The 14,415-nt window shown below is 71.2% G+C and carries 9 protein-coding genes; 6 read left to right on the top strand and 3 right to left on the bottom strand.

Translation table 11 applies throughout. The features are described 5' to 3' along the window. The first annotated feature begins 101 nt into the window (after positions 1-101). Together V9U70_RS18920 and V9U70_RS18915 are read left to right on the top strand one after the other, a co-directional pair. Complete coding sequence (locus V9U70_RS18920; protein WP_336676731.1) at positions 102-1,652, top strand: RNA polymerase sigma factor; 1,551 nt, start codon at positions 102-104, stop codon at positions 1,650-1,652. Positions 1,653-1,876: 224 nt separating this feature from the next. After that, positions 1,877-2,707: a S1 family peptidase gene (locus V9U70_RS18915; RefSeq protein ID WP_336676729.1), complete on the top strand. Its 831-nt coding sequence runs from the start codon at positions 1,877-1,879 to the stop codon at positions 2,705-2,707. A 187-nt stretch (positions 2,708-2,894) separates the two neighbouring features. On the opposite strand, the gene V9U70_RS18910 is transcribed toward V9U70_RS18915, so the two are convergent. Beyond that, entirely contained in the window at positions 2,895-3,128 is a 234-nt protein-coding gene (locus tag V9U70_RS18910; protein ID WP_336676727.1) for a DUF7455 domain-containing protein, read from the bottom strand. A gap of 445 nt (positions 3,129-3,573) precedes the next feature. Here V9U70_RS18910 and V9U70_RS18905 point away from each other — a divergent pair, with 445 nt between their 5' ends. After that, on the top strand, positions 3,574-5,700 hold the full coding sequence (locus V9U70_RS18905; protein ID WP_336676725.1) for a DNA gyrase/topoisomerase IV subunit B: 2,127 nt from the start codon (positions 3,574-3,576) through the stop codon (positions 5,698-5,700). Positions 5,701-6,470: 770 nt separating this feature from the next. On the opposite strand, the gene V9U70_RS18900 is transcribed toward V9U70_RS18905, so the two are convergent. Further along, positions 6,471-7,739: a citrate synthase gene (locus tag V9U70_RS18900; protein ID WP_336676724.1), complete on the bottom strand. Its 1,269-nt coding sequence runs from the start codon at positions 7,737-7,739 to the stop codon at positions 6,471-6,473. A gap of 135 nt (positions 7,740-7,874) precedes the next feature. Here V9U70_RS18900 and V9U70_RS18895 point away from each other — a divergent pair, with 135 nt between their 5' ends. Both V9U70_RS18895 and V9U70_RS18890 read left to right on the top strand, forming a co-directional pair. Further along, complete coding sequence (locus V9U70_RS18895) at positions 7,875-9,020, top strand: citrate synthase/methylcitrate synthase (protein ID WP_336676722.1); 1,146 nt, start codon at positions 7,875-7,877, stop codon at positions 9,018-9,020. 24 nt (positions 9,021-9,044) lie between these two features. Beyond that, a complete protein-coding gene (locus tag V9U70_RS18890; protein WP_336676721.1) occupies positions 9,045-10,178 on the top strand; it encodes a CobW family GTP-binding protein in 1,134 nt (377 codons plus the stop codon). A gap of 93 nt (positions 10,179-10,271) precedes the next feature. On the opposite strand, the gene V9U70_RS18885 is transcribed toward V9U70_RS18890, so the two are convergent. Then, the gene (locus tag V9U70_RS18885; RefSeq protein WP_336676719.1) at positions 10,272-12,722 is read right to left on the bottom strand and encodes a DNA gyrase/topoisomerase IV subunit A; all 2,451 of its coding nucleotides are present in this window, start codon (positions 12,720-12,722) and stop codon (positions 10,272-10,274) included. A 311-nt stretch (positions 12,723-13,033) separates the two neighbouring features. On the opposite strand from V9U70_RS18885, the gene V9U70_RS18880 reads away from it, so the two are divergent. Beyond that, positions 13,034-14,407, top strand: coding sequence for a M16 family metallopeptidase (locus V9U70_RS18880; protein WP_336676717.1), 1,374 nt, complete (start codon positions 13,034-13,036; stop codon positions 14,405-14,407). The last annotated feature ends 8 nt before the right edge of the window (positions 14,408-14,415 follow it).

Here is a 14,415-nt window from a genome sequence, read left to right as displayed (position 1 = left end):
CAAACCCGCGCCGTCGACGACATCCCCAGTCGGCGGTCGTCGGTTCCAGCCCTCTTCAGGGCAGGGCCGGAAGCCGTTTCCATCGTTCCGAGAGGTTGTTCGTGTCGGCCAGCACATCCCGTACGCTCCCGCCGGAGATCGCCGAGTCCGAGTCTGTGATGGCGCTCATCGAGCGGGGAAAGGCTGATGGGCAGATCGCCGGCGATGACGTGCGTCGGGCCTTCGAGGCTGACCAGATTCCGCCAACCCAGTGGAAGAACGTTCTGCGCAGCCTCAACCAGATCCTCGAGGAAGAGGGTGTGACGCTGATGGTCAGTGCCGCGGAGTCGCCGAAACGCGCCCGCAAGAGCGTCGCAGCGAAGAGCCCGGTCAAGCGCACCGCCACCAAGTCCGCCGCGGCGAAGACCACCGTGACGCGGACCGTCGCGGCCCCCGCCGTCCCGGCGGCCGAGAGCACGGAAGCGGTGGCGGACGACGCCGTCGCGGCTGCTCCGGCGAAGAAGACCGCAGCCAAGAAGACGGCTGCCAAGAAGACCGCCGCGAAGAAGACGGCGGCCAAGAAGACGGTGGCGAAGAAGGCCGGCAAGCAGGACGACGACCTCCTCGACGGCGATGAGCCGGTCGAGGAGGTCAAGGCCGCCGGCAAGGGCGAGGAAGAGGAGGGCGAGGGCGAGAACAAGGGCTTCGTCCTCTCCGACGACGACGAGGACGACGCACCTGCTCAGCAGGTCGCCGTCGCCGGCGCCACCGCGGACCCGGTCAAGGACTACCTGAAGCAGATCGGCAAGGTTCCGCTCCTCAACGCCGAGCAGGAGGTCGAGCTCGCCAAGCGCATCGAGGCGGGTCTCTTCGCCGAGGACAAGCTGGCGAACTCCGACAAGCTCGCGCCGAAGCTCAAGCGTGAACTGGAGATCATCGCCGAGGACGGCCGGCGCGCCAAGAACCACCTGCTGGAGGCCAACCTCCGCCTGGTGGTCTCCCTGGCCAAGCGCTACACCGGTCGCGGCATGCTCTTCCTGGACCTGATCCAGGAGGGCAACCTCGGTCTGATCCGCGCGGTCGAGAAGTTCGACTACACCAAGGGCTACAAGTTCTCGACGTACGCGACCTGGTGGATTCGTCAGGCGATCACCCGCGCGATGGCCGACCAGGCCCGCACCATCCGCATCCCGGTGCACATGGTCGAGGTCATCAACAAGCTGGCGCGTGTGCAGCGCCAGATGCTCCAGGACCTGGGCCGCGAGCCCACCCCGGAGGAGCTGGCCAAGGAACTCGACATGACCCCCGAGAAGGTCATCGAGGTCCAGAAGTACGGTCGCGAGCCGATCTCCCTCCACACCCCGCTCGGTGAGGACGGCGACAGCGAGTTCGGCGACCTGATCGAGGACTCCGAGGCAGTGGTCCCGGCCGACGCGGTCAGCTTCACGCTTCTCCAGGAGCAGCTGCACTCGGTGCTGGACACGCTCTCCGAGCGTGAGGCCGGCGTGGTCTCGATGCGCTTCGGCCTCACCGACGGCCAGCCCAAGACGCTGGACGAGATCGGCAAGGTCTACGGCGTGACGCGTGAGCGCATCCGTCAGATCGAGTCGAAGACGATGTCGAAGCTTCGTCACCCGTCCCGTTCCCAGGTACTGCGCGACTACCTGGACTAGGGGGTGACCGGCGGCTCTGAGCCGGGCCCGAGAGTCGTCCCAGCGTGTGGGGCGGTGCGACGGGGCGAAGCTCGCCGGAAGAGGCGCTGGAAGCGGAACAACACCGGCCGAGGGCCCGGATGACCCCCAGGGCGTCCGGGCCCTCCGGCGTGTCCTCGGGTGCGTACGCCGACGGGCTGGATCACGCTGGGTGAATCATTCCCTCCGCAGCGTCAGGAGTCCTCATGCCCCGCCCCCTCGTCCGTGTCCTGACCGGGCTGCTCGCCCTGGCCGCTGCGGCGGCCGTGACGCCTTTCGCCCTGCCCTCTTCGGCGGCGGCGGACAGCATCGTCGTCGGCGGTCAGCGCGCCACCGTGGCGGACAGCCCGTGGGCGGTGGCTCTGTCGAGCCGTGACCGGTTCGGCGGAGCACGGGCGGGCCAGTTCTGCGGTGGGGTCGCCGTCGCCCCCACGAAAGTTCTCACCGTTGCCCACTGTCTGGGTGACGAGGCGCTCGGCGGCCCCGTCAGCCGGGTGAAGGACCTTCTGGTCATCGCGGGCCGGGAGCGGCTGAGCGGGTCCGACGGCCAGGAGATCCCGGTCCGGCACATCTGGGTGAATCCGGCGTACGACCCCGGCACCAACGCCGGCGACCTCGCGGTGCTCACTCTGGCGAGGCCGCTGCCCGAGGGCGCCGTGGTCCCGATGGCCCGAAACGGGGACGCCGCCTACCGGGCCGGGACCGCCGCGGACGTCTACGGGTGGGGCGACACGACGGGCAGCGGCACGTACTCCGCCGTCCTGCGCTCCGCCCGGGTCCAGGTGCTGCCGGACAGTGATTGCGAGCACGCCTACCCGGGAGGCCGGGAGGGCGTGTACGAGGCTTCAGCGATGGTCTGTGCGGGTGATCCGGCGGGCGGCCGGGACGCCTGCCAGGGGGACAGCGGAGGACCGCTGGTGGCCCGGGGGCGGCTGATCGGCCTGGTGTCCTGGGGCAGCGGCTGCGGGCGTCCGGGCAGCCCCGGCGTGTACACCCGGGTCTCCGCCGCCGTGGAATGGGCCGCGGGCCGGGTCTGAGGCAGCCTGCTGGGCTTCTGCGGGGCCGTCGGGGCCGAGGGCCGTGGGAGGGGGTCGCGGGCCCCTCAGGCGGCTCCGGAGGGCCGCCCGCGTACGCGACGACGAGAACGGGCGGCTCCCCCGGTGAGGGGAAGCCGCCCGTCGGCCGGTCCAGGACCGGCCCCTGGCTCGTCGTGGGTGCGAGGTATCAGTGTTGGTCCTCGTCGGCACCGGCCGTCTGCACGGCCGTGAGCCGATCCGTCTCATCCTGTATTTCCGCGGCGATCTTCTTGAGTTCCGGCTCGAACTTGCGCCCGTGGTGGGCGCAGAAGAGCAGTTCACCGCCGCTGATCAGGACGACGCGCAGATAGGCCTGGGCGCCGCAACGGTCACAGCGGTCTGCTGCGGTCAGCGGGCTCGCGGGGGTCAGAACAGTAGTCACGTCGCCTCTTCTCTAGCTCGACGAGCTGTCGTACCAGGGTCAACATCCAACCAGGCCGAAAACGTTCCCGCTCGTGGCTTTTATTCGAAACTTCTTCTCGGTGTGGCTGTCTGTTGCCGGTTGGCGGCGAAGGTGCCGTAGGCGGAGCGCCACGGTTTCGCATTGCTTGTCTCGGGGTGGGTCCCGCCGGCCGGCTTGCCGGTTTGTTCTTGAGGACGTGCCCGGAGCCTAAATGGTTCATGCGTCGAAGGGAACGTGATGTGCACGTCACTCCAACGAATGATCGAACACTCATGCGAGTCCGGATGAGGCTCGACTAGCATGAGGATTCCCCGAGGGTGGCGTTACAACCGCTCTACCAGGCCTCTGTAGGCTCTCAGCGGCAACCGAAGCCGAGACCCGTACCCACGGGGCCCCAGATGAAATTCAGCGAGGAGCGAACCGCGTGACCGCCGAAACGTCCGTGCCGTCCACCGCGATGCTGACCGGAGCAGGCGGCGACCGGGACAGCTCCAACTACACCGCGCGGCACCTGCTCGTCCTCGAAGGGCTCGAAGCGGTACGCAAGCGCCCCGGGATGTACATCGGGTCCACGGACAGCCGTGGCCTGATGCACTGCCTCTGGGAGATCATCGACAACTCCGTCGACGAGGCCCTCGGCGGTCACTGCGACCAGATCGAGGTCATCCTCCACGACGACGCCTCGGTGGAGGTCCGCGACAACGGCCGGGGCATCCCCGTCGACGTCGAGCCCAAGACGGGACTCTCCGGCATCGAGGTCGTCATGACCAAGCTGCACGCCGGGGGCAAGTTCGGCGGCGGCTCCTACGCGGCCTCCGGCGGACTCCACGGCGTCGGCGCCTCCGTGGTCAACGCCCTCTCCGCCCGCCTCGACGTCGAGGTCGACCGCAACAGCGCGACCCACTCCATCAGCTTCCGGCGCGGCGTCCCGGGCATGTTCACCGACCGGGGCGCCGACAGCCCGTTCGACCCGGCCAACGGGCTGCGCAAGATCAAGCGCGTCCCCAAGACCCGTACGGGTACCAGGGTGCGCTACTGGGCGGACCAGCAGATCTTCCTGAAGGACGCCAGACTCAACCTGGAGACGCTCTACCAGCGGGCCCGGCAGACGGCCTTCCTCGTCCCCGGCCTCACCATCATCGTCCGCGACGAGCGCGGCCTGGGCGGCGAGGGCAAGACCGAGGAGACGTTCCGCTTCGACGGCGGCATCAGTGAGTTCTGCGAGTACCTGGCCCAGGACAAGGCGGTCTGCGACGTCCAGCGCCTCAGCGGCACGGGCACGTTCAAGGAGACCGTCCCCGTCCTCGACGACCGCGGCCACATGACGGCGACCGAGGTCACCCGCGAACTCGGCGTCGACATCGCGCTGCGCTGGGGCACCGGCTACGACACCACCGTCAGGTCGTTCGTCAACATCATCGCCACCCCCAAGGGCGGCACCCACGTCAGCGGGTTCGAGCGCTCCCTCACCAAGACGGTGAACGAGGCGCTGCGCTCCGCCAAGATGCTCCGGGTCGCCGAGGACGACATCGTCAAGGACGATGCCCTCGAAGGCCTCACCGCGGTGGTCACCGTGCGGCTCGCCGAGCCGCAGTTCGAGGGGCAGACCAAGGAGGTGCTCGGCACCTCTGCGGCCAACCGGATCGTCGCCGCCGTGGTCGCCAAGGAGCTCAAGGCGTTTTTGACCTCGACGAAGCGGGACGCCAAGGCGCAGGCCAGGGCCGTCCTGGAGAAGGCCGTTGCCGCCGCCCGCACCCGGATCGCGGCCCGCCAGCACAAGGACGCCCAGCGGCGCAAGACCGCGCTGGAGTCCTCCTCGCTGCCCGCCAAGCTCGCCGACTGCCGCAGCGACGACGTGGAGCGCAGCGAGCTGTTCATCGTGGAGGGCGACTCGGCCCTCGGCACCGCCAAGCTGGCCCGCAACAGCGAGTTCCAGGCGCTGCTGCCGATCCGCGGCAAGATCCTCAACGTCCAGAAGTCGTCCGTGTCGGACATGCTGAAGAACGCCGAGTGCGGGGCGATCATCCAGGTCATAGGAGCCGGGTCCGGGCGGACCTTCGACCTCGACGCGGCCCGCTACGGCAAGATCGTGCTGCTGGTCGACGCCGACGTCGACGGCGCTCACATCCGCTGCCTGCTGCTGACCCTCTTCCAGCGCTACATGCGCCCGATGGTCGAGGCGGGGCGGGTCTTCGCCGCCGTGCCGCCGCTGCACCGGATCGAGCGGGTCCAGCCCAAGAAGGGCCAGGACAAGTACGTCTACACCTACTCCGACAGCGAGCTGCGCCAGACCCTCCTGGAGTTCCGGCGCAAGAACGTCCGGATCAAGGAGTCCATCCAGCGCTACAAGGGCCTGGGCGAGATGGACGCCGACCAGCTGGCCGAGACGACGATGGACCCGCGCCACCGCACGCTGCGCCGGATCAACATCGGGGACCTGGAATCCTCCGAGCAGGTCTTCGACCTGCTGATGGGCAACGAGGTCGCCCCCCGCAAGGAGTTCATCACCAGTTCGGCGGCCACCCTGGACCGCTCGCGCATCGACGCCTGACAGTGAGGATGTACGTGAGCGTTCTCCGGGGCGCGGGCCGAGCGGGGCTCTGGGCCCGGGCGGTGTCCGCGACGGCGCCCTCGTTGACACCGCGCAGCATGGCCTCGCGCTCGGCCGGAAGCGCGGAGGCGCCCAAAGAACGCGAGGTCATGGGCCTGCCGTCGCGGGCGGCGGGATAGGGGGCACGCGGCGGGCGCGCCGCCGGGCGGGACCGCGCCCGCGTACGGGAGCAGCCTCGGGAGCGCCGCGAGGAACCGGGCGCGGACGCTGTCGCAGGCGACGCCCACCGGTACCGCGCCGACCACGTCGCCGAAGGATCGGACAGCGGTGCCTGGGCCCGCCCCGAGCGGCCGAGGGTCCCGTTGTCGAATTCCCTCACCTCGCGGCCGCGCAGCGCCTCGCCGGGACCTGCGGAGACCACCCCGCCGGCCCGGCCGGCCTCGGGACGGCGCCCGGCGCCCCGCCGCTCCCTGCCGGCGGCATCCTTCGCACCCGGTGCCCTCCTCGCCCGCTCGGCGGCCTACTGAACGGGGCCCGGGCCGGTGGTGCGCAGGCCCGTGGCGAGACGCGGCCGGGTGCGCGGCGCCCCGGGCGGTGGCCGGTCGCGGCACGTCGCCCGGTCCTCCACCTGGGCGCTGAGAGCGCCGGGAAGAGCCCGGCGACCAGGACGAGGCCACCGGCGATGACGGCCGGCGGGCCCGGCGGTGCCTGGGAGAGGACCCGCCGCCGGCCGGGCCGCCGCAGCCCCCGGCCCGCGGGCGGCGTGGCCGTCACGGCGTGGACGGCCAGGGCCGCGGCGGCCGAGGGCCCGTGTACTGCCCGCTGGGCCGGATGCGGAGCGGACGCTCGCCGTACTCCTCCAGTGCGTGGGCGATCCAGCCCGCCGTGCGGGACACCGCGAACACGGTCTCACCGCCGTCCACCGGCATGCCCCGGGAGACGGACAGCACGGCCAGGGCCAGGTCCACATTGGCGTGCAGCGGGGCGTGCCGCGCGGTGGTGCTGACCACCTCGCGCGCCGCAGCCAGCGCACCGGCCGCCTGCGGCACGTCCTCCAGCAGGGCGAACAGGGCGGTCGCCCTGGGGTCCTCACCCCGGTACAGCCGGTGGCCAAGGCCCGGCACAGGGCGACCGGTCCGCAGATGGTCGGCCACCACGGGGACGGCGCTGCCCCGGTCCACCGCCTCCCGCAGCACCCGGTGCGCCGCCCCGCTCGCCGCACCGTGCAGCGGCCCCTCCAGGACGCCGAGGCCCGCCGAGACCACGGCGTAGGGGTGGGCGTGTGCCGAGGCGGCGACCCGGGCGGCCAGGGTCGAGGCGGCCAGGTCATGGTCGATCAGCAGGGCCAGTGCCGCGTCCAGCACGGCGAGGGACGGGGCGTCGGCCGGTTCGGCGGTGAGCCGCGACCACAGCGCACGCGCGAGGGGCGCCGGCTCTTCTCCGTCCGCCGGGTCCGGGCCGCCCAGCACGGGAAGGGCGCCCACCAGCGTCGGCACCAGGCTGCGCGCACTGTTCAGCACGGCCCCCGGCGCGAGATCGAACCGCAGGGGGTCCGTGGCCGCGGCAGCCGTCACCGCCACCCGCAGCCGGTCCGTGGACCCGCTGTGCGCGGGCAGCGCGCCCACTGCCCGGCGGGCCGCGGCCAGGGCCCCGCCGGGGGCGGTGAACCGCGCGCCGGGCCGCAGCTCGCCCGTCCACACCCACTCGGCGACCTCCTCGTAACTGTGCCGCCGGGCCAGCTCCACGGCGTCGACCCCCCGGAAGTAGCAACGGTCCGCCTCGATGAGCGTGATGCCGGTGCGGAACACCAGGTCGCCGCCGCCCTGTGAGGCCTCCCGCCGCCCCGAACGCCGGGCCAGGGACCGCACCTCGTCGGCGTCGAACGTGCTGCCCCGCCCTCCGGCGGCCCGCACGCTGCTCAACTGGCCGCGGCTGACGTAGGCGTACACCGTCTCGGGCTTCACGCCCAGCAGGTCGGCCGCCTCCCGGGTGGTGAGCCGGTGCGCATCCCGCGGTCCGGGCGCTGGTTCATCCGTCATGCCGAGCACCGTATCCGTCCTCGAATCCTGTGCGACCGCCGCCGCCCTTATGTATTGATTCAATCAATATTGACAGAGATTACGTCAAGCATAGACAGTCACATCAATGTTTCATGCACGGAAGAGAGGCCTGCCATGACCACCACCCCAGCCACGCCGCGCGGACTCGCCGGCGTCGTCGTCACCGACACCGCGCTCGGCGATGTCCGAGGCCGCGAGGGCTTCTACCACTACCGCCAGTACTCGGCGATCGAGCTCGCCCGCACCCGCGGCTTCGAGGACGTCTGGTACCTGATGCTCCACGGCGAGCTGCCCGACCGGGTCGCCGCCGCCGGCTTCGCCGCCCGCACGGAGAGCCTGCGCGCGCTGCCGGCCGAGGTGCGCGAGGCGCTGCCCGCCGTGGCCCGCGCGAGCCGGGTCTCCGGTCCGCTCGCCGGACTGCGCACCGCGCTGTCCCTGCTCGGAGCCTCGGCCGGCCTGTCCCCGGTGTACGACGTCGGGGCCGAGCGCCGCCGGTCGGACGCGCTCGCTCTCTGCGCGGCCGTCCCCACCGTCCTCACCGCCCTCCACCGCCTGGGCGAAGGCCTCGAACCGGTCGAACCCCGCGAGGACCTGCCCTTCGCCGCCAACTACCTCTACATGCTGACCGGGGCGGAGCCGGAGCCCGCGCGGGTCCGGGCCATCGAGCAGTACCTCGTCTCGACCGTCGACCACGGCTTCAACGCCTCGACCTTCACCGCCCGGGTCGTGGCCTCCACGGGAGCGGACCTGGCCGCCTGCCTGGTGGCCGCGGTGGGCGCGCTCTCCGGACCGCTGCACGGTGGAGCGCCCAGCCGGGCCCTGGACACCCTGGACGCCATCGGCAGTCCTGACCGCATCGACGGCTGGATACGTGACCAGGTCCTCGCCGGCCGCCGCATCATGGGCTTCGGTCACCCCGTCTACCGCACGGAGGACCCGCGCTCCCGGATGCTCAAGTCCGTCGCGCAGGCCTTCGGCGGGCCGCTCGTCGACTTCGCCGTGGAGGTGGAGCGCCGGGTGGAGGCCATCCTCGCCGAGCTCAAGCCGGGCCGCGAGCTGCACACCAACGTGGAGTTCTACGCCGGAGTGGTCATGGAGCTGTGCGGGCTGCCGCGCTCGATGTTCACCCCGACCTTCTGCGCGGCACGGATGATCGGCTGGAGCGCCAATATCCTGGAACAGGCAAAGGACACGAAGATCATCCGCCCCGCGGCCCGCTACGTCGGCGCACCCCCGCCGCAGCCGGTCCCGGCTCCCTGACGACGCCCCCGGAAAGGCCTCCCGTTGACTCCGCCCCGCGCTTCCCAGATCCCGGTCGTCGTTCTCGCGGGGTTCCTCGGATCAGGCAAGACCACGCTCCTCAACCACCTGCTGCGCAACCGTGAAGGCACCCGGATCGGCGTGATCGTCAACGACTTCGGGGCCATCGAGATCGACGCCATGACCGTCTCGGGGCAGGTCGGCTCGACAGTCTCGCTGGGCAACGGCTGCCTGTGCTGCGCGGTGGACGCGAGCGAACTGGACGCCTTCCTGGAGACGCTGACCCGGCCCTCGGCACGGCTGGACGTGATCGTCATCGAGGCGAGCGGGCTCGCCGAGCCCCAGGAGCTGGTACGCATGCTCCTGGCCAGCGACAACCCGCACGTCCTGTACGGAGGGCTCGTCGAGGTCGTCGACGCGGCGGAGTTCGGCCGCGTCCGGGAACGGCACCCCGAGATCGACCGCCATCTCGCCGTGGCCGACCTCGTCGTCCTCAACAAGACCGACCGGATCGGGGCCGCGGAGCACAAGGAGCTGCGCGAGACCGTCACGGCCCTGAGCGGCCCCGCCGCCGTCGTCTCCGTGACGCACGGACGGATCGACCCGGCGCTCCTCTTCGACCCGGCCCTGCGGCCCGACCGGGAGGAGAAGACCCGCCAGCTCACCTTCGAGGACCTGCTGCGGGAGTCGGAGCGCGAGAGGGACGGCGGGGGGCACGCGGGGCATCTGCACGCGGCGTACGAGAGCGTCGACTTCACCTCCGACGTGCCGCTGGACCCCCGCCGCTTCATCGCGTTCCTCGACTCCCGGCCCGACGGCCTCTACCGGATCAAGGGGTTCGCCGACTTCGGCGCCGGGGACCCGGCGAACAGGTACGCCCTGCACGCGGTCGGCCGCTTCCTGCGCTTCGTGCCGCAACCGTGGGCGGGGAGCGAGCGTCGCCTCACCCAACTCGTCATGATCGGCGCGGGCCTCGACGCCGAGGCTCTGCGGCACGCCCTGGCCGCCTGCCGGGCCGACCCCGCCCCGGGGGCTCCGGCTCCGGGCCCCGCCGACAGGCCGGACGCGGGCGACGCGGAACGCGCCATGTGGGGCGTGCTCCGCTACGTGCAAGAAGCGGCCCCCGTGAGCGGCGAGGAAGCCTCCCCCGGGGCCTGAGGCCTCGGGGGAGGCGCGTGTCCTGCCCGCGCCCCTCCGCCCGGACCGTGCGGAGCTGAAGAGCCCCGCACGGTCCGGGCGGAGGAACCGGGATTACGACGGTCCGGCGATGACGGCCACCGGCTGGAGCAACGGTGTGCCCGAACCGTCGCGCCGCGGGTCGGGCTCCGGGAGCTCGGCCGGGGCGCCGTTGTTCTGGGCGGCCCGCGCCGGGGAGGAGCCCGCCCAGGCGAACACCAGGACGTCCTCTCCCTTGAGGAACCGCTGGCAGCGGACCCCGCCGGTGGCGCGGCCCTTGCGCGGGTACTGGTCGAACGGGGTGAGCTTGGCCGTCAGCGCCGAGTCATCCAGCGTGCCGTGCGAGCCGGCCACCGTGAAGACGAACCCGTCCGACGCCGGGTCCACCGCCGTGAACGACAGCACCTCGGCCCCTTCCGCCAGCTTGACGCCCGTCATGCCTCCGGCGGGCCGCCCCTGCGGACGCACCTGGGTCGCCGGGTACCGGAGCAGCTGGGCGTCCGAGGTGATGAAGACGAGGTCCTCCTCGCCCGTCCGCAGCTCTCTCGCCCCCACGATGCGGTCACCGTCCCTGAGGCTGATGACCTCCAACTCGTCCTTGTGGGCCGGGTAGTCCGGAACGACGCGCTTCACGACGCCCTGGAGCGTGCCGATCGCCAGGCCCGGGGAGGACTCGTCGAGCGTGGTGAGGCAGACCAGCTCCTCGCCCGCCTCCAGGGTGAGGAACTCGGAGATCTGCGCCCCGCCCGAGAGATTCGGCTCCGCGTGGGTGTCCGGCAGCTGCGGCAGGTCGATCACCGCCAGCCGCAGCAGCCGGCCTGTGGACGTCACCGCCCCGACATCGCCGCGCGCCGTCGCCGCCACCGCCGACACGATCACGTCGTGCTTCGCCCGCCGGGCGTCCTCGGAGATCTCCACCGGATCGGCGTTCGCGGTACGGGCCAGCAGCCCCGTCGACGAGAGCAGCACCCGGCACGGGTCGTCCGCCACTTCCAGGGGCACGGAGGCGACCTGAGAGCCGGCCGACTCCAGCAGCACCGTGCGCCGGTCCGTGCCGAACTTCTTCGCCACCGCGGCCAGCTCGGAGGAGACCAGCTTGCGCAGCTCCGCGTCCGACTCCAGGATCGCCGTCAGCGCCTCGATCTCGCCGCTGAGCTTGTCCCGCTCGCTCTCCAGCTCGATCCGGTCGAAACGGGTGAGCCGGCGCAGCGGGGTGTCCAGGATGTACTGCGTCTGGATCTCGCTCAGTGAGAAGTGCGCCATCAGGCGCTCCTTCGCCTGCGCCGAGTTGTCGCTGTCCCGGATGATCCGGATGACCTCGTCGATGTCGAGCAGCGCGACGATCAGGCCCTCGACCAGGTGCAGTCGGTCCAGGCGCTTGGTGCGGCGGAACTCGCTGCGCCGGCGCACGACCTCGAAGCGGTGGTCGAGGTAGACCTCCAGCAGTTCCTTGAGGCCCAGGGTGAGCGGCTGGCCGTCGACCAGCGCCACGTTGTTGATGCCGAAGGACTCCTCCATCGGCGTCAGCTTGTAGAGCTGCTCCAGCACCGCTTCCGGCACGAAGCCGTTCTTCACCTCGATGACCAGACGCAGGCCGTGCGCCCGGTCCGTGAGGTCCTTGACGTCCGCGATGCCCTGGAGCTTCTTCGCCGAGACCAGGTCCTTGATCTTGGCGATCACCTTCTCCGGGCCGACGGTGAAGGGCAGTTCGGTGACGACGAGGCCCTTGCGGCGGGCCGTCACGTTCTCCACGGAGACGGTGGCGCGGATCTTGAACGAGCCGCGGCCCGACGTGTACGCGTCCTTGATGCCGTTGAGCCCGACGATGCGGCCGCCGGTGGGCAGGTCGGGGCCCGGGACGAAACGCATCAGCGTCTCGACGTCGGCGCCGGGGTGCTTGATCAGATGCCGGGCGGCGGCGATGACCTCGCCCAGATTGTGCGGAGGCATGTTGGTCGCCATGCCCACGGCGATCCCGGACACTCCGTTGACCAGCAGGTTGGGGTAAGCCGCCGGGAGGACGACCGGCTCACGCTCCTGACCGTCGTAGTTCGACTGGAAGTCGACGGTGTCCTCGTCGATCGCCTCCGTCATCAGCGACGTGGCGTCGGCCATCCGGCACTCGGTGTAACGCATCGCCGCGGGCGGGTCGTCGTTGCCGAGGGAACCGAAGTTGCCGTGGCCGTCGACCAGGGGCAGCCGCATCGAGAACGGCTGGGCCATCCGCACCAGAGCGTCGTAGATCGAGGCGTCGCCGTGCGGGTGCAGCTTGCCCATCACCTCGCCGACGACGCGGGCGCACTTCACATAGCCGCGGTCGGGACGCAGCCCCATCTCGTTCATCTGGGACACGATGCGGCGGTGCACCGGCTTCATGCCGTCGCGGGCGTCGGGCAGGGCCCTGGAGTAGATCACCGAGTACGCGTACTCGAGGAAGGAGCCCTGCATTTCGTCGACGACGTCGATGTCGAGGATCTTCTCCTCGAAGTCATCCGGCGGCGGGGTCTTCGTGCTACGGCGGGCCATCGCGGCTGCGACTCCTTCACGGATTCTGTTCGGACAACCTGGGGTGCTGACGCGGACCATTGTGGACCGCCGCACTGACAACGCCGACCTCGACCCGTCCGTAGCGGCCCGAGCGGCCCATGACGGGCCACGTTTACGGCAGCATCTACGACAGCATCGACGGATACCGTCCGCGGGGCGCGCGAATCCCGCCCCACCAGGGAACCATCCACGAGAACATCGTCGGAACGGGAACTTCGCCAGGGGGCGTCGCGCTTGCCTAGAGTGGCAGGTCTGGCAGGAAGTCCAGTATCGCGATCGAAGGGACGTACATGCCCATGGGTCACACGGCCACCGCACAGGCCGGCTCCGGCGGCAGAACAGCGACCGAGCACCGCCTGGCCAACGGTCTGCGTGTGGTGCTCTCCGAGGACCATCTGACCCCGGTCGCCGCGGTCTGCCTCTGGTACGACGTCGGCTCGCGCCACGAGGTCAAGGGACGCACCGGTCTGGCTCACCTTTTCGAGCACCTGATGTTCCAGGGCTCGGGCCAGGTCAAGGGGAACGGCCACTTCGAGCTCGTCCAGGGGGCCGGCGGCTCGCTCAACGGGACGACCAGCTTCGAGCGGACCAATTATTTCGAGACCATGCCCACCCACCAGGTGGAGCTGGCCCTCTGGCTGGAAGCCGACCGTATGGGCTCCCTCCTCGCCGCTCTCGACGAGGAGTCCATGGAGAACCAGCGCGACGTCGTCAAGAACGAGCGGCGCCAGCGCTACGACAACGTGCCCTACGGCACCGCCTTCGAGAGGCTGACCGCCCTGGCCTACCCCGAGGGCCACCCGTACCACCACACCCCGATCGGCTCCATGGCCGATCTGGACGCGGCCACCCTGGAGGACGCCCGCGCCTTCTTCCGTACGTACTACGCCCCCAACAACGCGGTGCTCTCGGTGGTCGGCGACATCGATCCCGAGCAGACCCTCGCCTGGATCGAGAAGTACTTCGGCTCCATTCCGTCCCACGACGGCAAGCAGCCGCCGCGCGACGGCGCCCTGCCTCCGATCATCGGCGAGGAGCTGCGCGAAGTGGTCCACGAGGAGGTCCCGGCGCGCGCGCTGATGGCCGCCTACCGGCTGCCGCACGACGGCACCCGGGCCTGCGACGCCGCGGACCTGGCGCTGACCGTGCTCGGCGGCGGCGAGTCCTCCCGGCTGCACAACCGCCTCGTCCGCCGCGACCGTACGGCGGTGGCGGCCGGATTCGGGCTGCTGCGGCTCGCCGGAGCACCCTCGCTGGGCTGGCTGGACGTCAAGACGTCCGGCGGCGTCGAGGTGGCGCAGATCGAGGCCGCGGTCGACGAGGAGCTGGCCCGGTTCGCCGCCGAGGGGCCCACGCCGGAGGAGATGGAGCGGGCCCAGGCGCAGTTGGAGCGCGAGTGGCTGGACCGGCTCGGCACTGTCGCGGGCCGCGCCGACGAACTGTGCCGCTACGCGGTCCTGTTCGGCGACCCGCAGCTCGCCCTGAGCGCGGTGGGCCGGGTGCTGGACGTCACCGCGGAGGAGGTGCGCGCGGCCGCGGAGGCGGCGCTGCGCCCCGACAACCGGGCGGTGCTGGTGTACGAGCCGATCGAGCCGTCCGAAGAGCCCGCCGAAGGCGCCGAAGACGCGCCGGGCGTCGAGGCGCACGAGGGGGCGGACAAGTGAGCGACGCC

This window comes from Streptomyces pratensis (assembly GCF_037137275.1).
Taxonomy (GTDB): domain Bacteria; phylum Actinomycetota; class Actinomycetes; order Streptomycetales; family Streptomycetaceae; genus Streptomyces; species Streptomyces pratensis_B.
Note: the sequence above shows the minus strand (reverse complement) of the source record. Positions and strands in the feature narration are given on the sequence as shown.